The sequence below is a fragment of the Nocardiopsis sp. NPDC055824 genome (assembly GCF_053616335.1).
Genome location: NZ_JBSHDN010000114.1, coordinates 1 through 20,717 on the forward strand (window position 1 = coordinate 1; position 20,717 = coordinate 20,717).

The 20,717-nt window shown below is 73.4% G+C and carries 19 protein-coding genes; 7 read left to right on the forward strand and 12 right to left on the reverse strand.

Annotated features, from left to right (window positions below):
- Window positions 1-30: 30 nt before the first annotated feature.
- From ACWGL3_RS20970 to ACWGL3_RS20980, 3 genes are all read right to left on the reverse strand, one after another.
- On the reverse strand, window positions 31-1,296 hold the full coding sequence (locus ACWGL3_RS20970; protein ID WP_267946550.1) for a PhoH family protein: 1,266 nt from the start codon (window positions 1,294-1,296) through the stop codon (window positions 31-33).
- Window positions 1,297-1,647: 351 nt separating this feature from the next.
- On the reverse strand, window positions 1,648-2,409 hold the full coding sequence (locus ACWGL3_RS20975) for an isoprenyl transferase (protein WP_267946551.1): 762 nt from the start codon (window positions 2,407-2,409) through the stop codon (window positions 1,648-1,650).
- A 92-nt stretch (window positions 2,410-2,501) separates the two neighbouring features.
- Entirely contained in the window at window positions 2,502-3,113 is a 612-nt protein-coding gene (locus ACWGL3_RS20980) for an RNA polymerase sigma factor (RefSeq protein ID WP_267946552.1), read from the reverse strand.
- Window positions 3,114-3,430: 317 nt separating this feature from the next.
- On the opposite strand from ACWGL3_RS20980, the gene ACWGL3_RS20985 reads away from it, so the two are divergent.
- Complete coding sequence (locus tag ACWGL3_RS20985) at window positions 3,431-4,798, forward strand: serine/threonine-protein kinase (protein WP_267946553.1); 1,368 nt, start codon at window positions 3,431-3,433, stop codon at window positions 4,796-4,798.
- A 31-nt stretch (window positions 4,799-4,829) separates the two neighbouring features.
- On the opposite strand, the gene ACWGL3_RS20990 is transcribed toward ACWGL3_RS20985, so the two are convergent.
- The 3 genes from ACWGL3_RS20990 to mca all read right to left on the reverse strand — a co-directional run bounded on the left by ACWGL3_RS20990 (window position 4,830) and on the right by mca (window position 8,231).
- On the reverse strand, window positions 4,830-6,908 hold the full coding sequence (locus ACWGL3_RS20990; protein WP_267946554.1) for a thioredoxin domain-containing protein: 2,079 nt from the start codon (window positions 6,906-6,908) through the stop codon (window positions 4,830-4,832).
- A 163-nt stretch (window positions 6,909-7,071) separates the two neighbouring features.
- Window positions 7,072-7,347 carry a hypothetical protein gene (locus ACWGL3_RS20995; RefSeq protein ID WP_267946555.1) on the reverse strand — a complete coding sequence of 92 codons (276 nt, stop codon included), beginning with the start codon at window positions 7,345-7,347 and terminating at the stop codon, window positions 7,072-7,074.
- Window positions 7,348-7,352: 5 nt separating this feature from the next.
- Window positions 7,353-8,231 carry a mycothiol conjugate amidase Mca gene (gene mca / locus ACWGL3_RS21000; RefSeq protein ID WP_267946556.1) on the reverse strand — a complete coding sequence of 293 codons (879 nt, stop codon included), beginning with the start codon at window positions 8,229-8,231 and terminating at the stop codon, window positions 7,353-7,355.
- A gap of 156 nt (window positions 8,232-8,387) precedes the next feature.
- On the opposite strand from mca, the gene ACWGL3_RS21005 reads away from it, so the two are divergent.
- From ACWGL3_RS21005 to ACWGL3_RS21015, 3 genes are all read left to right on the forward strand, one after another.
- Window positions 8,388-8,828: a DUF4307 domain-containing protein gene (locus tag ACWGL3_RS21005; protein ID WP_267946557.1), complete on the forward strand. Its 441-nt coding sequence runs from the start codon at window positions 8,388-8,390 to the stop codon at window positions 8,826-8,828.
- A 141-nt stretch (window positions 8,829-8,969) separates the two neighbouring features.
- Window positions 8,970-9,470: a transcription elongation factor GreA gene (greA, locus tag ACWGL3_RS21010; RefSeq protein WP_267946558.1), complete on the forward strand. Its 501-nt coding sequence runs from the start codon at window positions 8,970-8,972 to the stop codon at window positions 9,468-9,470.
- Window positions 9,471-9,698: 228 nt separating this feature from the next.
- Entirely contained in the window at window positions 9,699-10,259 is a 561-nt protein-coding gene (locus ACWGL3_RS21015; protein WP_267946559.1) for an RDD family protein, read from the forward strand.
- A gap of 83 nt (window positions 10,260-10,342) precedes the next feature.
- Here ACWGL3_RS21015 and ACWGL3_RS21020 read toward each other — a convergent pair whose 3' ends face one another.
- Together ACWGL3_RS21020 and ACWGL3_RS21025 are read right to left on the reverse strand one after the other, a co-directional pair.
- Entirely contained in the window at window positions 10,343-11,650 is a 1,308-nt protein-coding gene (locus ACWGL3_RS21020) for a hypothetical protein (RefSeq protein ID WP_267946560.1), read from the reverse strand.
- Window positions 11,651-11,917: 267 nt separating this feature from the next.
- Window positions 11,918-13,069: an FIST signal transduction protein gene (locus ACWGL3_RS21025; RefSeq protein WP_267946561.1), complete on the reverse strand. Its 1,152-nt coding sequence runs from the start codon at window positions 13,067-13,069 to the stop codon at window positions 11,918-11,920.
- 244 nt (window positions 13,070-13,313) lie between these two features.
- Here ACWGL3_RS21025 and ACWGL3_RS21030 point away from each other — a divergent pair, with 244 nt between their 5' ends.
- Both ACWGL3_RS21030 and ACWGL3_RS21035 read left to right on the forward strand, forming a co-directional pair.
- Entirely contained in the window at window positions 13,314-14,723 is a 1,410-nt protein-coding gene (locus tag ACWGL3_RS21030) for a sigma 54-interacting transcriptional regulator (protein ID WP_452461701.1), read from the forward strand.
- Window positions 14,724-14,955: 232 nt separating this feature from the next.
- Complete coding sequence (locus ACWGL3_RS21035) at window positions 14,956-16,128, forward strand: VWA domain-containing protein (protein WP_452461702.1); 1,173 nt, start codon at window positions 14,956-14,958, stop codon at window positions 16,126-16,128.
- Window positions 16,129-16,316: 188 nt separating this feature from the next.
- On the opposite strand, the gene ACWGL3_RS21040 is transcribed toward ACWGL3_RS21035, so the two are convergent.
- Entirely contained in the window at window positions 16,317-17,129 is an 813-nt protein-coding gene (locus tag ACWGL3_RS21040) for a GntR family transcriptional regulator (protein WP_267946564.1), read from the reverse strand.
- 8 nt (window positions 17,130-17,137) lie between these two features.
- The gene (locus tag ACWGL3_RS21045) at window positions 17,138-17,869 is read right to left on the reverse strand and encodes a GntR family transcriptional regulator (protein WP_267946565.1); all 732 of its coding nucleotides are present in this window, start codon (window positions 17,867-17,869) and stop codon (window positions 17,138-17,140) included.
- 304 nt (window positions 17,870-18,173) lie between these two features.
- On the opposite strand from ACWGL3_RS21045, the gene ACWGL3_RS21050 reads away from it, so the two are divergent.
- Window positions 18,174-18,413 (forward strand): hypothetical protein, encoded by a 240-nt coding sequence (locus ACWGL3_RS21050; protein ID WP_267946566.1) that lies wholly within the window; start codon window positions 18,174-18,176, stop codon window positions 18,411-18,413.
- A 202-nt stretch (window positions 18,414-18,615) separates the two neighbouring features.
- On the opposite strand, the gene ACWGL3_RS21055 is transcribed toward ACWGL3_RS21050, so the two are convergent.
- Entirely contained in the window at window positions 18,616-19,761 is a 1,146-nt protein-coding gene (locus ACWGL3_RS21055) for a cystathionine gamma-synthase (RefSeq protein ID WP_452461703.1), read from the reverse strand.
- A 100-nt stretch (window positions 19,762-19,861) separates the two neighbouring features.
- Window positions 19,862-20,602, reverse strand: coding sequence for an acyltransferase (locus ACWGL3_RS21060; protein ID WP_267946568.1), 741 nt, complete (start codon window positions 20,600-20,602; stop codon window positions 19,862-19,864).
- Window positions 20,603-20,717 lie beyond the last annotated feature (115 nt).

Sequence of the window (20,717 nt, forward strand, 5' to 3'; positions counted from 1 at the left end):
CTCCCCGGCCGGGCCCGGACCGCCCTCGCGTCAGTTCTCCAGCAGCTCGGTGACCAGGGCGGCGATCGGTGACCGCTCCGACCGGGTCAGGGTGATGTGCGCGAACAGCGGGTGGCCCTTGAGCTTCTCGATCACCGCGACCACGCCGTCGTGGCGCCCCACCCTCAGGTTGTCGCGCTGGGCGATGTCGTGGGTGAGCACCACCCGCGAGTTCTCCCCGAGCCGGGACAGGACGGTGAGGAGCACGCCGCGCTCCAGTGACTGGGCCTCGTCCACGATCACGAACGCGTCGTGCAGCGAGCGGCCCCGGATGTGCGTGAGCGGGAGGACCTCCAGCATCCCCCGGTCCACGACCTCCTCGATGACGTCCTCGCTGGTCACGGCGGACAGGGTGTCGTGCACCGCCTGGCCCCACGGTGTCATCTTGTCGTTCTCGGTGCCGGGCAGGTAGCCGAGTTCCTGGCCCCCGACCGCGTACAGGGGCCGGAACACCATCACCTTGCGGTGCTGGCGGCGCTCCAGGACGGACTCCAGCCCGGCGCACAGCGCCAGCGCCGACTTGCCGGTGCCCGCGCGCCCGCCCAGCGACACGATGCCGACCTCGGGGTCGGTGAGCAGGTCGAGGGCGATCCGCTGCTCGGCGCTGCGCCCGTGCAGACCGAACACGTCCCGGTCCCCGCGCACCACCTTGACCGACTTGTCGGGCCGCACCCGGCCGAGCGCCTTGCCCCGCTCGGACACGAGCACCAGCCCTGTGTGACAGGGGAGCTCCCTGGCCTCCTCGATCTCACTGGTACCGCTCTCGAACAGCTCACCGATCTGGTGGGCGGGCACGTCCAGTTCGGCCATGCCCGTCCAGCCGTGCTCGATGGCGAGCTCGGCGCGGTACTCGTCGGCCGGGAGGCCGATCGAGGCGGCCTTGATCCGCATCGGCAGATCCTTGCTCACCAGCACGACGTTCCCGCCCTCCTCCTGGAGGTTGCGGGCCACCGTCAGGATCCGGGTGTCGCTGTCGCCGAGCCGGAAGCCCGCCGGCAGGATCTTCGGATCACTGTGGTTGAGCTCCACACGGAGCGTTCCGCCCTGGTCGTTCACCGGTACCGGGACGTCCAGTCGGCCGTTGGCGACCCGCAGGTCGTCGAGGCGGCGCAGCGCGTTGCGAGCGAAGTACCCGAGTTCCGGGTGGTGTCGCTTGCTCTCCAGCTCGGTGATCACCACCACGGGGATGACCACCTCGTGCTCGGCGAACCTGGCCATGGCCATCGGGTCGGCGAGCAGGACACTGGTGTCGAGCACATGGACGCGCCTTCCCCGGCCTACCTCCGTGTGGGGGTCGGCGGGGGACTGGGTGTCACGGCGATCGGTCGAGGAACTAGCCACTCGTTCTCCCCTTGGGCACCGCGGGGGCGCCCTACTGTCACGGGATCATGGAGGACCGGGACCTGGCCCCAGAGGGCCGGGTCCGGCCCTCCTCGTCGACGTTCCGCGAGGGCGGAGGAGATCAATGAGCCGGGGCCTCCCGAACGGGTGGATGCACACCACCCGCTTGTTCCGACGCTACGCGCCCGCGACCCCGTTTCCAAGGGTCCCGCCCCGCCGCGCGGTGAACACCGCGTTAATGGGCAGGCCGACCGGGGGGACCGGGGGTCAGGAGCCGAAGCGCCGGTTGCGCGCGCCGTAGGAGCGCAGTGCACGGAGGAAGTCCACCCTGCGGAACGCGGGCCAGTAGACCTCGCAGAAGTAGAACTCCGAGTGCACGCTCTGCCACAGCATGAAGCCCGAGAGGCGCTGCTCCCCCGAGGTGCGGATGAGCAGGTCGGGATCGGGCTGGCCGCGCGTGTAGAGATGCCGTGCGATGTCCTCGATGTCCAGGCGCTCGGCAAGCTCCTGGATACCGGTGCCCTTGGCCGCCTCCTCGTGGAGGAGGGACCGAACCGCATCAGCGATCTCACGTCTACCTCCATACCCGACGGCGACGTTGACAACCAGGCCGGGGTTGCCGGATGTCGCCTCTTCCGCCTCCTTCAGGGCGCGGGCGGTGGAGTCGGGCAGCACGTCGAGCGCGCCGACGGGGCGCGTGTTCCACCCCTCCTCGCGGAGCCGGGCGATGGTCTGCTCGATGATGCGCACCAGCGGGCCCAGTTCGGACTCGTCGCGGGTGAGGTTGTCGGTGGACAGCATCCACAGGGTGACCACCTGCACACCGACCTCGTCGCACCAGCGCAGCACCTCGAAGATCTTGTTCGCGCCGGCCTGGTGGCCCTCCTCGGCCGCACGGAGGCCGCTGCTCTTCGCCCATCGGCGGTTGCCGTCCATGGCGACACCGACGTGGCGGGGAATCTCCTGGCTGGTCAGCTGGCGTTCGAGCCGCCGCTCGTAGAGCCAGTACAGGGGGTCTCGGAGCCCCATTGGCGAAACCTCTCAGAGCTGGATCAAAGACAGCACACTCCTGTGAAGGATGTGCCGACGGGGATTCCTCCAGAGTAGTTCGCCCCGGGGCGCTACGTCACAGCCAGGGACTTGCGCACGTGCTTGCGGCCCTGGTGGATCCGGGACTTGACGGTGCCCAGGGCGAGGTTGAGCTCGGAGGCGATCTCGTTGTAGTCCATCTGGCACAGGTCGCGCAGGACCAGGGGGGCGACCAGGTTGGGGCGGTCCTTCTCCAGCTGGTCCAGTGCCTCGAGGAGGTCGATGCGGGAGCCGGCGATGACGCTGGTGGTCCGGGGGTCGCGCTGGTGGGGCATGCGCTCGGCCTCGGTGGGGAACTCGGCGGACCTGCGCTTCATCGACCGGTAGGTCTGGCGGGCGGAGTTGGAGACCACCGTGTACAGCCAGGTGGTGAAGAGTGAGTCGCCCTTGAAGCTGTCGATCTTGCGGGCCACGCGGAGCAGCGCGTCCTGGCAGGCCTCCTCCGCGTCCTGGCGGTAGGGGAGGAAGCGCGCGCACCGGCGGAGCACCTCGGGCTGGATGCGCCGGAGGAGGTCGTCCAGGGCCGCGGCGTCGCCGTGCTTGGCCCGTCGCGCGAGGTCCTCCAGCTCCTCGTCGACGTTGCTCGCCACCCGCCGCCGGGGCGCCGGGGTCTCCTCGTTCTCCGTGTGGTCACTACTGCGCATGGCTGGTCTCTCCCTGACTGACGGCGGACGTCCGGCCGTCCTGTTCGGACGCGTGTGCGCCCATCGGTTACGAGGGTCACACGTCAACGGGACGTCCACGGATCCCCTTCGGCTCCGTCCTCGCGAAGCTTCGCATCTCGCCGCGACCATTCGCATGGCGCACAGAACCCGTCGGGGGCTCCCCCCAGTTTCCACGCCACGGGGGTCTCGGCGCTACCCGGAGAGGGGATCATATCCGCGGGAGACAACATGAAGGCGTAGATGGTGTATTAGTGGGCAACGAACGCGTATCCACCCCCCTAGACACCGAGGCGGAAATGAGCCAACCGGAGGCCTTCGGACGGTACCGCGTCATCCGGCGCCTGGGTTCCGGCTCCTTCGCCACGGTCTGGCTGGCGCAGGACGATCTGCTCAACTACCCGGTGGCCATCAAGGTACTCGCCGAGAACTGGGCGCACCAGATGGACATCCAGCACCGGTTCCTGGAGGAGGCGCGCATCCTGCGCCAGACCGACTCCACGTGGCTGGTGGCGGTGCACGACGTCGACGTGCTGCCCGACGGGCGCCCCTACATGGTGATGACCTACGCCGACCAGGGAAGCGTGACCGACCTCATCCGCCGGGGCCAGCTGCCCCTGGACGAGGCCCTGCGGCTGCTGACGGAGATCGGCCAGGGCATCACCGTGCTGCACAACCACGGCACGATCCACCGCGACATCAAGCCCTCCAACGTCCTGCTCCAGTCCTCCCCCGTGGGGCAGCGGGTCCTGGTCGCGGACCTGGGGTTCGCGAAGGCCATCGACGAGGCCTCGGGGTTCACGGCGGCGGCGGGCACCCCCGGCTACATGTCGCCCGAGCAGAGCATCCCCGGCGGCGACCTGGACGTCCGGTCCGACGTGTACTCGCTGGGCGCGGTCGCCTACGAGCTGATCACCGGGCGCCCGCCGTCCCGCCCGCCCGTCAAGGTCCCGCCTGGCCGGATCCGGCCAGGCCTGCCCCGCGCCCTCGACGAGCTCATCCTCTCCGCGCTCTCGGTGGACCGGGAGAGCAGGCCGGCGGACGCCAAGACCTTCACCGACCGCGTCAGGGCGATCCGTACGGAGCCCGACCTGCCCAAGGCGGACCCGTGGTGGCAGCGCTACCAGATGCCCTGGCGGCGCACGGTCACCCTGGCGGCCTCCCTGCTGCTGGTGGCGGCGGGCGCGACCGCGTCCACCGGCGCCCCGGGCATGGCGCTGACCACGGTGAGGGACGCCAGCCAGAACATCCTCGTGAACGTGCCCTCGGTGTGGGCGCGCGAGTTCCACACCGACCTCGCCGCCGGTCCGGCCGCGGCCGGGGCCGGCGCGGGACCGGGGCTGCTGGTGGCGACCGACGCGGACGACTGGCACTCCACCGAGGTGCCCTCCTACGGGGTGTACGCGACGGTGATGCCCGGCTCCCGCAGGCTCAGCGGCGTCTCCGGGGCCGACCCGTGCGGGGGCTCCCCGGAGGAGCGCGAGCTGCACACCCCCACCTGGGAGGGCACCGTGTGGGACTGGCCCGAGTGCAACGGCGGCGGCGCGTTCACCAGCGCCGCCGTGCACCAGCCGGGCGTGCCCACGACCGTGTACATGGAGATCCGGCAGCCCGCCTACCGCCCGGACGTGGTGAACGACATCATCGGCGGTACCCGGCTGGTCTGACCGGGGGGCGCGTGTCCGCGCCCCCCGGCGGTCAGGGCGTCCGGGAGAGCAGCTGGGCCCGGAGCTCCTCGGGCGAGGTGACCGGGAGCTTGCAGACGAACCCCTCGCACACGTAGGCGGTGGGAGCTCCTCCGACCCGCACCCGGTCGCGCAGCAGCGGCACGCCGCCGTCGTCGAGGCCGTCGCCCCGGGACAGCGCCGTACCGAGGGGCGCCCAGGTCAGGGCGGTGCGCACCAGCTCCTCCGTCCGGGGGTCGCCGGGGTCGCCGACCACCGCGACGGCGCGCGGCCCCGACAGGGCGGCCTCGCCCGCGGCCAGGCCCCACCCGGCGAACCGCGCCGCCTTCTCGGCCAGCAGTGCCACCGGCGCCAGGGCGCCCTCGGCCGCCGTCCTGTGTCGTTGCGAACCGGTCAGCGCGGCGTGGGTCACGAGCGCGGACGCGGCGGCGGAGCGCCCCGAGGGGGTCGCGTTGTCGGTGGGGTCCTGCGGGCGGCTGAAGAGCTTCTCCGCGTCGTCCGCGGTGTCGAAGAACCCGCCCGCGCCGTCGCCGAAGTGCTCCAGGACGGCGTCCAGGAGCTGTCCGGCCCCGTGCGCGTAGCGCGGATCGCCGGTCACCCCGTGCAGGGCCAGCAGACCCTCCGCCACGTCGGCGTAGTCCTCCAGGACCCCGGCGCTGCCGCCCGCCCTTCCGTCCCGGGACGTGCGCACCAGGCGGCCGTCCCGCAGGTGGACGGTGAGCAGCAGCTCCGCCGCGTCGCGGGCGGCCTCCACCAGGTCGGGGCGCTCCAGCAGCGCCCCCGCCTCCGCCAGTCCGGCGATCGCCAGCCCGTTCCAGGCGGCCACCACCTTGTCGTCGCGGGCGGGAGCGACCCGCTCCGCCCGGGCGGCCAGCAGGGCCTCGCGGACCCGCTGGAAGCGCCACGTGTCGGCGGGAGGGACCGGCAGCCGGAGCACGGAGGCGCCCCGCTCGAAGGTGCCCTCCTCCGTCACCTCGAACACCCCGGCCGCGAAGGCGGCGTCGTCCGCGTCCAGGACCTCGCGCAGCTGGGCGGGGGACCACACGTAGTAGGTGCCCTCCTCGCCCTCGCTGTCGGCGTCCAGCGCCGAGGCGAACCCGCCCTCGGGGGTGCGCAGGTCGCGCAGCATCCAGTCGGCGGTCTCCTCCGCCACCCGCAGCAGCAGGGCGCGGGTGGCGGGCTCCGAGGTCCCGGCGCCCCGGCGGACGGGGCGCCGACCCATGCGGAGGTAGGCGCGCAGCAGCAGCGCGTTGTCGTACAGCATCTTCTCGAAGTGGGGCACCACCCACGCGCGGTCCACGGAGTAGCGGGCGAACCCGCCTCCGAGCTGGTCGTACAGGCCGCCCCGGGCCATGGCCAGGGCGGTGCCGGTGGCCATCAGCCGCGCGGGGGTGGCCTCGCCCGGGGCCCCGGCGCCTCCGCCGGAGGCCCCCTCCGCGGGGAAGGGCCGGGTGCGCTCGTCCTGCGCCGTGAGGAAGGACAGCAGCATCGACGGCGGGAACTTGGGCGCGTCGCCGAAGCCGCCCTCCGCGCTGTCGTAGTCGCGCACCAGGGCGTGGACGGCCAGGTCCAGCTGGTCGGCGGAGGGCGGCGGCGCGGAGGGCAGGGTGCGCGGGGCGCCGAGCGCGTCCACGACCCGCTTGCCCTGGTCGAGGAGTTCGGGGCGCTTGTCGCGCCAGGCGGTCGCCACGCCCTCCAGCAGCCGCTGGAAGTGGTCGCGCGGGAAGTAGGTCCCGCAGTAGAACGGGGCGCCCTCGGGTGTGGCGAACACGGTCATGGGCCACCCGCCCTGGCCGGTCATGGCCTGGGTGGCCTCCATGTAGACGGCGTCGACGTCCGGGCGCTCCTCGCGGTCCACCTTGACGTTGACGAAGTGGGCGTTCATGCGCGCGGCGGTCGCCTCGTCCTCGAAGGACTCGTGGGCCATCACGTGGCACCAGTGGCAGGCCGCGTAGCCGACGGAGACGAGGACGGGAACGTCGCGCCGGCGCGCCTCCGCGAAGGCCTCCTCACCCCAGGGCCACCACTCCACGGGGTTCTCGGCGTGCTGCAACAGGTACGGGCTGGTCGCTTCGCTCAAGCGGTTGGGCATGCCCCCACTGTGCCACCCGCGGCCCGGGTCCGCCCGGTTCGCCCCGGAGCGGGAGCCCCCCCTCCCGGAAACCGCCCCGCCGGGTCATGGCGGGGAACGGTCCCCGGGGAGCGCTCCCGCCGCCCCGGGGCCCCGCGGGACCGGCCGCCGGGCTCCCGGGGCGTCAGGCCCTGGGCTCCCCGGCGCCGTCGGGGGCGGCGGAGGCGGCCACCCCGGCCGCCCCGTCGTCGGAGGCCCGGGCGGTGCCGCCGGCCTCCGGCGACCCGTCGCCCTCCTTGGGCAGGGCGCGGAGCTTGCCCGTCAGGCTCCTCATGAGGAAGTACAGCACGACGCCGATCGCGAAGATGACGAGGAAGCCCATGACCCCGGGTGTCACGGTGTTCTTGTCCAGCGAGAAGTCGTTGGCCGCCACCGCCGCGGAGGTGAGAAGGGTATTCATGCCGCTCATACTCTCACTGCTTCTCGGACACCCGCGAAGAGGTCCTTCTCAGGGACCTCGGTGTCCACCAGCGAGCGCACCAGGTGGTAGTCCTCGGTCGGCCAGGCCTCGGCCAGGACCTCGTTGGGGACGGCGAACCAGAAGCCGTTCGGGTCCACCTGGGTCTCGTGCGCCTTGAGCGCCTCGTTCGCGACGTCGAACTGCTCGCTGCAGTGCACCCGGGTGGTGATCTCCCACCTGGGGTACTCGCGCTCGTTGATCCGCTTCATCCAGTCCTCGAAGGGGTTCTCGATGCCGCGCTCGGCCAGGACGGTCGCCAGTGCCTCGAACCGCTCCGGCGGGAACGAGACGAAGTAGTACAGCTTCAGCGGCTGCCAGGGGTCCCCCGCCTCCGGGTAGGCGTCGGGGTCGCCCGCGGCGTCGAAGGCGTGCATCGACACCTTGTGGGTCATGATGTGGTCGGGGTGCGGGTAGCCGCCGTTCTCGTCGTAGGTGAGGATCACGTGCGGGCGGAACCGGCGGATGGACTCCACCAGGGGCGCGGAGGCCTCCTCCACCGGCAGGGTCGCGAAGCACCCCTCCGGCAGCGGCGGCAGCGGGTCGCCCTCGGGCAGGCCGGAGTCGACGAACCCGGCGAACTCCTGCTGGATGCCGAGGATCTCGCGGGCCCGGTTCATCTCCTCGCGGCGGACCGCCGCGATGTTCTCGCGGATCTCGGGACGCTCCATGGCGGGGTTGAGGATGTCGCCTCGTTCGCCACCGGTCATGGTGACGACGAGCACGTCGACGCCCTCGTCCACGTAGCGCGCCATCGTGGCCGCGCCCTTGCTGGACTCGTCATCGGGGTGGGCATGGACGGCCATAAGCCGCAGGCGCTCGGACAACGAAGGGTTCTCCTTGACTCGGTGAACACGGGCACGGGGCGTGGCTGTCCGGCCTCCCCGGGGCACGGCTTCGACGACTCACGCACGGGCCGCGTAGGGGGGCTGGCAGGTCGGGGATATCTTAGACAACACCGTCCCCTTGTTCGGAGATTCCCGATGCAGCCCACCCCGGAAGAAGACGCCGTGAACAGTGCCGACACCCCGGCCGACACGGCCGAACCCGTCGCGCCCGCGCTACGCAGGCACCACGGCAACGGCCCCGTCTTCTTCGTCATCGCGACCGTGTTCGCGGTCCTGTGCGCGGTCGGCTGGGGCTACTCCGTGATGAGCTACAGGGGGCTCGGGGGCGGCGTGTACCACCAGGTGGTCTCCTACTCCCTGGAGTCCCCGGACGAGGTCACGGTCAACTACGAGGTGAACAGCCGGGACGGGGCCGAGTGCCTGATCGTGGCACTGGACGAGCAGCACGTCGAGGTGGGGCAGAAGCGCTCCGAGGCGGAGGCGGGGAACCGGATGGTCACCGCGACCGTTGAGACGGTTCGTCAGGCTTCCGCGGTACAAGTGGCCTCGTGCAGGGAACAAGGTTCGCAGGACTGATCGACCGATCCCTCCCCGCACTGGTCCCCGGTGCCGCCGCCACGCCTGCGAGATCCCTTGTGCCACCACACACGGTGATATTCTCGTAAGTTCAGCTTCGGCCGCCTGGTGGCCCTTGCTACTAGTACACAAGGAGTTCCAGTGACCCAGACCCGCGATGACAACGTCACCTGGCTCACCCAGGAGGCGTATGACCGGCTCAAGTCTGAGCTGGACACCCTGTCGGGCCGTGGGCGGATCGAGATCGCGGAGAAGATCGAGGCCGCCCGCGAGGAGGGCGACCTCAAGGAGAACGGCGGCTACCACGCCGCCAAGGAGGAGCAGGGCAAGATGGAGGCCCGCATCCTCCAGCTCACCGGGATCCTGCGCACCGCACGCGTCGGCGAGGCCCCGCGCACCGAGGGCGTGGTCGGCCCCGGCATGACCGTCACCGTCAAGTTCGACGGGGACGAGGAGGAGGTCACCTTCCTGCTCGCCTCCCGCGAGGAGAGCGGATCTCCGATCGACGTGTACTCCCCGAAGTCCCCTCTCGGGTCCGCCATCAACGGCAAGCGCATCGGTGAGAGCGTGAGCTACACGCTCCCGAACGGCAAGAGCCTGGGGGTCGAGATCATCGACGCCGTCCCCTACAGCGGCATGTGAGGCACAGGCGGAACAGGTTGGGGGGCGGCCGAGGGCCGCCCCCCGCCGCGTTCGGGGAGTCCCGCGCCGGCCGCGCGGACCGGTGCGGTCGGAGGTTCTGGGGCGCCGCGACGCATCCGTCCGGGCTCCCGGCGCGTCGTAGTCTCTGAGTACCGGGAGGCCCGGCGGGTCCGGCCCGCGGCCTCCTGCGCCCTTCCCCGACCGACGAACAGAGGAACCGACCCCGCGATGCCCACCCCCCACTGGAACCCCCAGGAACCCCGGCCCGGTTCGTACGTCCCGACCAGCGGCTGGGGACCGGCGTCCGCGCCCCCGGGCGCCGACCGGGGAGGACCGGGGACGGTCGGCCTGGGGCGCCGCCTGGCCGCCCGCGCCATCGACTACGCGCTGGTGGTGGTCGCCGCCTGGGCGTTCTTCCTCTTCATGGCCCTGGTGACGGCGGTGCTCACCCTGGGCGCCGACACCACCGACGCCCAGGGGGAGCTGTGGGCCCTGCTGTTCTTCTTCGGCTGGGGCCTGCTCCTGTTCTTCTACGACTGGCTGTACCTGGTCGCCTGGGGGCGGACGATCGGCAAGATGGCGGTCGGCATCAGGGTGGTGAGCGCCGCGGACGGGGGGAGGCTCACCCAGGGCCAGGCCCTGGGCCGTGCGGCGTTCTTCGGCCTGCCCCAGACCCTGCCGCTGGTGGGGAACCTGTTCTCCCTGGCGGAGGCGCTGCCCATCCACTTCGACCCCCGGTCCCGCGCCCTGCACGACAGGGCCGCCGGGACGGTCGTCGTCCGCGTCTGAGCCGGGGACGGCCCGGGTCCGCCCCGGCGCGGTCCGCGGCTCCCGGCGGAGGCCCCGGGGCGCCGGGGCCTCCGTGCCGGGGGCTACCGGCGGGCGCAGTCGGGGGCGTCGGCGCCGCCGTCGGCGAACGCCGCGGGGACGTAGTTGCCGGGGCCGATCCGGTACCAGGCGCTGCTGGTCCCGAACGGGCCCGTCGCCTCGTCCCCGACCGTCTGGCAGGCGACGTCGACGTTGGCCTTGTGCGCCGCGAGCCCCACGGGGTCGTGTTCCAGGCCGGGGCCGCCGCGCACGACCACCGGGTCGCTCTGGGTCACCGTGGTGATCTCCGCGCGCTGCCGGTAGTCGGCGGTCCACAGGTAGTCGACCTCCACCCAGGCGTTGGTGGGGAGCTGGAGCCCCTCCCGGAAGGCGCCGTCGGCCAGGTCGATCCCGGCGGGGTTGCGGACCTTGCGCCCGAACCCGTCCAGCCCCCCGTTGTACCCGTCCGTGTACGCCGCCTCCGCCTGGGGCCGCCCCCGCTCCAGGTCGTTCCAGGACTCGCGGTCCTCGTTCCAGTGGTCGTCCCCGGTGTTCCAGGGGCCCACGTCCCAGACGGGGAGGTAGGCGCAGCGCGGCTCGTGCTCGGGGGTCTCGTTCTTGCCCTCGGGACCCAGCGCTCCCGTGGTGCACACCCGCACCGTGTACTCGCCGCCGCCCCGCGTGGCCAGGCCTCGACGGGAGGGCAGGGCCACGAAGTGGTCGTCCTTCCGGACCGTGTGGCCGTTGGCGGTGGTCCCGCCCACCAGGCCGATGCGCGTCGCGAAGAGCCGCGCCGAGAACGGTTCGGCAGGCCGGGCTCCGTGGGCGCCGCCGTCCCGCTCCCCACCGCCCGGTCGGCCCGCGCCGCTCGCGAGCGGGCGCACCCGCAGACCGGTGAGGGCCGTGTCACCGCCCTCGACCTCCACCCGCAGCTGCACCTGGGTGACGTCCTCGGGCAGGGTCACCCGGCCGCCGCTCCCCGGTGCGGGGTACCACTCGGTCCACATCCCGTCCGGGCGGACCCCCCGCACCTCGGCCAGGAGGTGCTCGACGTCGCCGTCCGCCCGCACCCGCACGTCGACGGAGTCGGTGGGCCCGTCCAGGGCCTGCTCCGGGAAGGTCGCCAGGCCCGTGCGGCCGCGCTGCCCCTCCCTGCGCAGCGAGGCCCCGCCGCCGTCCGCCTCACCGACGTCCGTCCGCAGGGCGCCCGACTCCAGCACCAGGCCGACCCGGTCCGCGGAGTCCAGGTCCTGTCGCAGCCAGCCGCCCTCCGCGAAGGCGGGTGCCGGCGCCGCGAGGGGCACGAGGAGCGCCGCGGCGCCCAGGGCCGCCAGGGTCCGGGCGGTGGTGCGCTCGCACCGTCTGTCCGACATCTGTACCTTCCCTCACCAAACACCGAGAGTGATCAAATCAGTAACTCTCAGTAAGCGCCCTGGTGTGCGCACACTCAAGGAGCTTGTGGCGGGTGTTGGTGTTACGGCAGTAAAAGTCCGGCTCGCAGCCCGGGGACGGCCGTGGGCCGACCAGGGCGCTGCCGGTGCGGCGCGAAGGGCCACCCCTACCGGTCCCGGCGCCCCGGCCCGCCACGGACACGGGGTCACGGCGGAGGAACGGGGCCGCGGACCCCTGCGGCCGACGCGCTAGGCGAAGGCGAGCAGGCAGGCGGTGAACCCGTGCACGTGGTTGACGCCGCCGACCGGCCCGATCTCCCCCGCCGCGAAGAAGCCGGCGACGGCCTCGACGCCCAGCACGCGGTGCACGGCGAGGACGTCGTGGTCGGCGTGGGGGAAGAGCGCGGCCCCGCGGCCGTTGCAGGAGAAGAGCAGTCCGGCGCCGACGGCGTGCTCCGCCCCGAAGTCGGCGAGCCGCCGGGCGAGGTCCTCGTCCGCGGTGCCCGCGTCGCGGACCTGGAAGCGGACGGTCTGGCCGACGTCCACCATGTCGCCGACGGTGAGCCCGCCGAGCTCGGGATCGGCCCCGACCACGCTGCGGATCAGGAAGTCGCCCTGCCCGTGGTGGTCGGCGTACTCGTCCATGGCGATGCCGAGGTGCAGACCGTGTCCGGCGAGTTCGCGGTCCTCGTCCGAGAGCTCCTCGACGAGCTCCTCGAGCTTGTCGTAGGCGTTGACCCCCGCGAGTTCGAGGATGAGGTTGCCCTCGGACTTGGTGACGGTCATCGCCGGGCCGACGGGGCGGCAGCCCTGGCTGACGACGGTGCCGAGGACGTTGGCGCCGCCGAGCAGGAGGCCGATGGCACCGTGCTCCGCGACGTCGCCCTCGCAGAACAGGCGGACGGACTCCTCCCCCCGCATGCCGTCGGCCATGCCCCCGACGAGGGGAAGCCCGTTGAGCGCGACCGTGGACTCGCGCACGAACGCCTGGGTGGGGAACTCGTAGGGGTTGGTCAGCAGGATGGCGGCCCGGTCGTCGGGGCCGGGCTCGCGCATGCCGACGACCGCGAGGTGGTCGCCCTCGATCACGGTGTCCAGGCGGAACGGGGTGATCTCCACCCCGGGCAGACCGGCGCACCACACGCTCACCGAGCCCTGCCCCTCGACGCCGCGTCCGCCGCCGATGACCCCGGTGGAACTGCACCCGAGGGTGGTCGCGCCCCCCGCCAGCGCCATGACGCGCTTGCCCGCGAGGGTGACCTCCTCGGGGTCGGCGCCGCAGACGAAGAAGCACACCAGGTCGGCCGCCCCGTCGACCTGCTCCAGAGCGCCGAGGACGGCGCGCTCGGCCGCGTTCACGAGGTCGGCCCCCGTCGTCAGTGCATTGCCGAACCGTGCCACCAGCCGCCACCTCCGGTTTCACCGGCCGCCCGGGCCGTTCGCAGGACTCCACCGTCACGTCCCATTCTTCCATCCCGGCGGCCACCGGGGGATCTTCCGGTGAACAGGGCCGGGCACCGGCCCCGGTGGCGGGGCCGCCGGACGGGGACGCTCTGATCGGGGTCCCTTTCCCCAGCCGGGCCGCGGAAACCCCGGGCGGGGGATACTCCCGTCACCCCGCCCCGGTTGCGGATAGGTTCGGAGGGTGAGCGCACCCCCCGAACTCCCCCGGACCCGCGCGGCGCTGCGCGAGTACGGCCACGTCCACCGTTCCGTCTCCGCCGAGGTGCGGGAGAACCTGCTCCGCCTGATGGGCTCCGGCGGACCTCGCTTCCCCGGGGTGCTCGGCTTCGACTCGACGGTGCTCCCGCAGGTGGAGCGCGCCCTGCTGGCCGGGCACGACCTCGTGCTGCTCGGCGAGCGGGGGCAGGGCAAGACCCGGCTGATCCGCTCCCTGGTGGGCCTGCTGGACGAGTGGTCCCCGGCGGTCGCCGGGTGCCAGGTGAACGACCACCCCTACGCGCCGGTGTGCCCGGTGTGCGTGCGGCGCTCGGCGGAGGAGGGGGACCGCCTGCCCGTGGTGTGGCGGCACCGGCGGGAGCGGTACGGGGAGAAGCTCGGCACCCCCGACACGGGCGTGGGCGAGCTCGTGGGCGACGTGGACCCGGCCCGGCTGGCCGAGGGGCGCTCCCTGGGCGACCCGGAGACCGTCCACTACGGCCTCGTGCCGCGCGCGAACCGCGGCGTGTTCTGCGTGAACGAGCTCCCCGACCTGCCCGCCCGCGCGCAGGTGGCCCTGTTCAACGTGCTGGAGGAGCGCGACCTCCAGGTGCGGGGCTACAGCCTGCGGCTCCCCCTGGACCTCCTGGTGGTCGCGAGTGCCAACCCCGAGGACTACACGAGCCGGGGCCGGATCGTCACCCCGCTCAAGGACCGCTTCGGCGCGCAGGTGCGGACCCACTACCCGCTCACGCTGGAGGACGAGCTGGCGCTGGTGCGCCAGGAGGCGGTGCTGCCGGAGGGCACGGCGGTGCCCGCCCACGTGTGGGAGACCGCGGCGCGGTTCACCCGGCTGGTGCGCGCCTCCAAGCGGGTGGACGCCAGGTCGGGGGTGTCCGTGCGCTTCGCCGTCGCGGCGGCCGAGACTGCGGCGGCGTCGGCGCTGCGCCGGTCCGCCCTGACGGGCGGGGAGGCCCCGGTGGCGCGCGTGTGCGACCTGGCGGCGGCGGTGGAGCCGCTGCTGGGCAAGGTCGAGTTCGAGCTGGGGACCGAGGGCCGGGAGCCGGAGGTCCTGCACGCGCTGCTGGGACGGGCGACGGCGGAGGCGTTCCGGGAGCGGCTGGGCGGGACGGACCTGTCCGCGCTCGTCGAGCGGTTCACCGGCGGCGCCACCGTGGAGTCCGGCGACCTGGTGGGCGCCGCCGAGCTGCTGCGCCGGGTCGGCGCCGTGCCGGGGCTCGCGGCGATGATCGCCGGCGCCGCCCCGGAGTCGGAGGACGGCCCGCCCACGCCCGGCCTGGCCGCCGCGGTGGTGGAGTTCGCGCTGGAGGGCCTGTACCTGGAGCGCCGCCTGTCCAAGGACGTGCTGCCCGGCGGCGGGGTCTACCGGTTCTAGGCCGTGCCCCGCGGGTCGTTCCGGGCCCGCGTCCGCCGGGCTGCCTCCCGCCGCGCCGACCGCGCCCGGACAGCAGGCCCCGGGCCGGCCGGGAGCACCCGCGGACCACGCCCCGGGCGGCCCGGCGCGACCGCGGGTCCACCGGGATCGGCGCCGCCGGAGCGCGCACCGGGCGTAGGGTCGTGGCCGACGCGCCCGGTCGGTGGGCCGGGAGGATCGGGGGGCGGCACGGGTGAGGTTCCGGTACCGGGAGTACGACGGCGGACCCGATCCCCTGGACGGGCCGGAGGAGGAGCCCCGGCCGACGGAGGGGACCGCCGCCCCGCATGAGCGGCCGGTCGGCGGCGCGGACCCCGCCGCCGGGCCGGAGCCGCTGGAGTCCCCGGCCCTGGAGGGGGTGCGGATCAGCTACGGGGAGGACGGGCCCGCGGCCCCGGACGGACCGGCCGCCGTCGCCGCCGGCGGGTGGGGGGACGGCTCCTCCCGCCCGCAGGTGCCCGGGGACCCGGCCGCGCCGGGGGACGGCGCCGGGAGGGACCGGTCCCGGCCGGAGTCACCGGACTGGGGACCGCGCGAGATCCGTCGGCTGGGCGAACTCGCCCTGCGCGACATCGAGGCGGCGGGGCGCCGGCGCGGCGTCCGCGGCGGCGGCCTCCGGGGCGGCGCCGGACCGGGCGGCGAGGCGACCGGCGGCCACCTGCCCCGCGACGAGGCCGGGGACCTGGCGCTGGACGCGGTCGCCACGGCGCGCGAGGCGGTCCTGCGCCGGGCGCGGCCCGGGGAGCGCTCCGCGGTCCTGCGCCCGCAGGACGTGCGGGTGGTGGAGACCGAACCGGCGGAGGCCGCCGCCGTGGCCCTGCTGGTGGACCTGTCGCACTCGATGACGACCCGCGGGCTGCACGGGGCCGCCACCGGGACGGCCCTGGCCCTGGACGCGCTGGTCCGGGTCCGCCGTCCCCGGGACAGGCTGCGGCTGGTCGGGTTCGGGGACAGGGCCCGGGAGATGACCCCGGCGGAGCTGGCGGCCCACGACTGGAGCCGCGTCCCGGGCACGAACCTGCACCACGCGCTGCGGCTGGCGCGCGGCCACCTGCGGCGCCACCGCGACCTGCGCCCGCAGGTGATGGTGGTGACCGACGGGGAGCCGACCGCCCACCTGGGCGAGGACGGCGGCGCGCGGTTCTCCTGGCCGCCGGATCCCCGCACCGGGGAGCTGACGCTGGCCGAGCTGGACGCCGCGCTGCGGGAGGGGGCGGAGGTGGCGTTCTTCGTCCTGGCGGACGATCCGCGGCTGCGCGCGTTCCTGGAGCGCGTGGAGCGGCGCCGGGGCGTCCGGGTGGTGCGCGCCGACGCCGGGGGGCTGGGCCCCCTCGTGGTCGACCGCTACCTGGGGCGCCGGGGCTGATCCTGCGCCCGGGGGCGCACGGACCGGCGGCGCCGGGCAGGGGTGCGGCGCCCCGGCCGGTCCGGGGCGCGGAGGGCAGGCCGTGCGGAGGGCAGGTCGTGCCACCCGCGCCGTCCCGCGGGCGGCGGGCCCCGTTCGCGGGGTCCGCGCCGCGCGGTCCCGCCGTGCCCGGGCCGCGGCCGCGCGGGTCAGCGCTCGAAGATGTTGACGTCCGAGGCCATCAGCAGGAGTTCCTCGGGCGCCCGGCCCCCGGAGTAGAGGAGCTGGTGGCGGTTGGCGGGCATGACCGTCTCGGTGAACCTCAGAGGGGTCTCCCCGTCGTAGGCGACGCGTTCCTGGACGAGCAGGGGGATCCCCGGTCCCAGGCCGAAGGACTCGGCCTCGTCCTGGGAGGGCATCCGGGCGCCGACGATGTCCCAGTTCCAGTCCTCCCGGTAGCCGAGCTCCTGGAGCACCGCCGCCACCCCCTGCTCCAGCCGGTCGGGGGACATGAGGGGGGTGTTGTTCGCGATGCTGAAGGGGAAGTGGGTCACCTGGGACTGCCACAGGCTGCCCTCGACGAACCGGTCGGAGGCCCGGATGACGACCAGCCCCCCGTGGGGGCCGTCCCCCGCGTCGCCGCGGCGGAGCCGCCTGGCCACCTTGGGCCGCATGGTGTCGAGGCTGACCTTGATCTTCTCGTCGATCTGGTCGTATCCGGCCTCGCGCAGGTGCGGCTGGTAGCCGGCGTCGAAGCGTTCGGAGTCGCTGCCGCCCGTGATGGGGGTGGCGAGGTGGACGATGGGCCGGTGGTCGGCGACGAAGGCCCCGCGGCCCGCCTGGATGGCGATGCGGCCCTCGTCCTGGAGGATGCGCATGCCCAGGCGTGCGGTGGCGCGGGAGACGTCGAGCTGCTCGGCGAGCTCCTCCTCCCCCGGCAGCCGTTCTCCCGGTTTGTAGTCGCCCCTGGTCAGCGCCTCCCGCAGGTGGTCCGCGACCTCGGTCTTCCTCGACGTGCTCATGCGTGTGCTCAGTCCCGGCGGTAGGCGTTCATGTTGCCGTGTTCGTACTGGTAGCGGATGCTGTGCCCCGCGTAGACCGTCTCCACCACGCGGATCGGCCTCTCCTCCGAGAGGTCGGTCCTGTGGACCTCCAGCACCGGTACCCCGGGCGGGAGTTCGAGCTGCCCGGCCTCGTGGGGGCTGGGCATGCGGGTCGTGAGCTCGTCCACGAAGCCGACCTGGCGGTGGCCGTGGTCGGCGAGCACGGCGAGGGCGCTCTCCACGTCCTCGGGCAGCATGAGCGGGGTGCCGTTGACGAGGTCCATGGGGTAGTGGGCGGAACTGACGGAGCCCGAGATCTCACCGGAGAACCGGTACATCCGGCGGACGACCGTCATGTCGCCCTCGGGCACGCGCAGGCGGCTCGCGATGTCGGGGGTGGCGCTGAGGAGCTGGAGCTCCTCCAGCATCTGGCCCGTCATGCCGGATTCGTTGAGTCCGGCGGAGCCGTCCCTGGTGCGGTTGGCGTAGAAGGTCTCGGGGACGACGTCCTGGACGAAGTGCCCCCTGCCGGGCCGGCTGACGATCAGGCCCTGGTTGCGCAGCATGCCCAGGGCCAGCCTGATCGTGTTGCGGGAGGCGTCGAAGCGCTCCTCGAGCTGCTTCTCCGAGGGCAGCTGCCCGCCGAGCGGCAGGCTTCTCTCCTGGATCTCGCGCCTCAGAGTCCGCGCGATCTGTCGATATCTGCTTTCTGCCCGCATAAGTCAGCCCTCGCTGGGGTACTAGACCAACAACCTAGCTTGTACCAACAAGGTGATCGGTACACCAACCGAACAGGTCCATCCGGTTCTGCTGAACCTATCGTAGGTGAAGGCCACCCCCAGTACACGGTGTCGCCGCCGATGAGACACCCGAAAGAGCAGCGCACGGCGGACCGCAACCCGCCGGGCCGCACACCCGAGCACCACCGACAACGGATACAGCACTCGTGAGACACCACCCCGCGCCCCCTCACCCCGTACGGGGGCGTACGAAGCACTAGAGACTTCCCCTGAGGAGACCAGCATGATCCCGATCGCCGTCACACTCGTCGGAGTCGTCCTTCTGGGCCTGGCCGTGGGCTTCCTGCTCGCCGTCTCCATCGGCATCCGCCGCCGGGACAGCCGGGGCGCCTACCGCTCCCTGCGGGGCGACGACCCCATCGCCCTCTCCCGTACCGGCCGCCTCGTCGTCGGGCTCCGCTTCACCAACGAGAAGCCCGCCGGGACCGCCCCTCCCCAGGACCGCGCCTCCACCCCGGTCTGAACCGGGAGGCCGGGACCGGCCGCACGGTGCACCCGCCGCACGGCGCGGGAGCACACCGGTCGACAGCCCCTCGGGGCGCCGCGGCGGCGGGCCCGCAGGAGAGCCCGCCGCAGAGAAGCCACGGCACCGGGGACGCGGCCCCGGAGAGGCGCCGTGACGGGCCCGGCGGCGACGCCGGAGGGCCAGCACGGCAGAAGGCGGTCTAGTCCCCCAGGGCCTGGAGCAGGTCCGCCACCAGGTCGGCGCCGGACTCGATGCCCACGGAGATCCGCACCAGGTCGGCCGGGACCTCCAGCGGGGAGCCGGCGGTGGACGCGTGCGTCATCCGCCCGGGGTGCTCGATCAGGGACTCCACCCCGCCCAGGGACTCGCCCAGCGTGAAGACCTCGGTCCGCTCGCACAGCTCCAGCGCGGCCTTCTCCCCGTCGCGCAGGGCGAAGGAGACCATCCCGCCGAAGGCCCGCATCTGCCGCTCGGCCACCTTGTGCCCGGGGTGGGCGTCCAGCCCGGGGTAGTAGACCCTGCGGACCGCCGGGTGGCCCTCCAGCACCGCCACGACCTGCTCCGCGTTGGCGCTGTGCCTGTCCATCCGCACACCCAGGGTCTTGACCCCGCGCAGGGTCAGCCAGGAGTCGAAGGGCCCCGGCACGGCGCCCATGGTGTTCTGGTGGAAGGCCAGCCGCTCGCCCAGCTCTGCGTCGGAGACGACCAGGGCGCCCCCGACCACGTCGGAGTGCCCGCCCAGGTACTTGGTGGTGGAGTGCACGACCACGTCCGCGCCCAGGGTCAGCGGCTGCTGGAGGTAGGGCGAGGCGAAGGTGTTGTCGACGACGTGCAGCGCGCCCGCGTCGTGGGCGATCTGCGCGACCGCCTCGATGTCGGTGATGTTCAGCAGGGGGTTGGTGGGCGTCTCGGTCCAGACGACCCTGGTCTCGGGCCGGACGGCCGCGCGCACCGCCGCGGGGTCGGACTGGTCGACCGCGTCCCACCGCACGCCCCAGCGCTCGACCACCTTGGAGACGAGGCGGAACGTGCCGCCGTAGGCGTCGCCCGGGATGACGATGTGGTCGCCCGGCGACAGGACCGTGCGCAGCAGGGTGTCCTCCGCCGCCATCCCGGAGGCGAACGCGAGGCCGCGCGTACCGGCCTCCAGCGCCGCCAGGCACTCCTCCAGCGCGGCGCGCGTGGGGTTGCCGGTGCGGGAGTACTCGTACCCCTGGCGCAGCCCGCCCACGCCGTCCTGGGCGTAGGTGCTGGTCTGGTAGATCGGCACCACCACGGCGCCGGTCCCGGCGTCCGGTTCCTGCCCCGCGTGGATGGCCAGTGTTTCAAACCCGTCGAACTTCATGGGGCCACAATAGTGCCCGCGGCCTCCCCGGAACCCGTGTTCAGCTGGGCCGGAGCGCTCCGGACGGGGCCCTTCGCCGGGGCGTTCCGCCCGGCCGGGGTCAGACCGGCGGGAAGCGGGTGGCGGACCCCGGCGCCGGCGGCTCCACCGGGATCTCCGGGGGCAGGCCGGTGACGGGGGTGGGCACCCGGGTGGGGGTCCCGGTCTCGCGCAGCGGGGGCTCCCACCCGAGTTCGGCGTCGTAGGTGCGCACGACCTTGCCGGGGACGCCGGCGATGACGGCGTGGTCGGGGTAGGCGCCGGGTCGGACCACCGTGCCCGCCGCCACGACGGAGTTGCGGCCCAGGTGGACCCCGGGGAGGATGACCGCGTTCGCGCCGATCCAGGTGCCGTCGCCGATGCTGACGGGGTCGTCCACGGGCCACTGGAGGCCGACGGGGATCTCGGTGTTGGCGTAGGCGTGGTTCTGGTCGGTGATGTAGACGTAGGGGCCCGTGTACACGTGGTCGCCGATGTCCACGGACTTGTGGGCGACGATGTGGGAGCCGCGGCCGATGGCGCAGCCCGACCCGATCCGCACGACGGAGCCCTCGCCCAGGTCGTAGTCCGGGCCCATCCCCGCGGCGAGGGTCATGTCGCCGCCCAGGACGGTGTGCACGCCGATCTCGATCCAGGGCTCGCCGTAGAGGGTGGCCGTGGGGAAGGCGATCGCGGAGCCCGTCCCGAAGCGCGCGAACTTCCGGGCGGCCGCGGAGCCGGCGCGGATTTCGGCTCTGCTCCGGGCGTAGGACCAGACGGAGCGGATGATCCAGGACAACAGCCGAGACACGCGTGCTCCCATTTATTACCTGCCAGTAATACTGCCGCGAACATTAGCAGTGTCCGAGTATGCGTCGATATGCCCGGGACTCACGCACCGGGGCCCCCGGACCCCGGGCGGGGCGCCGGGGCGCGGG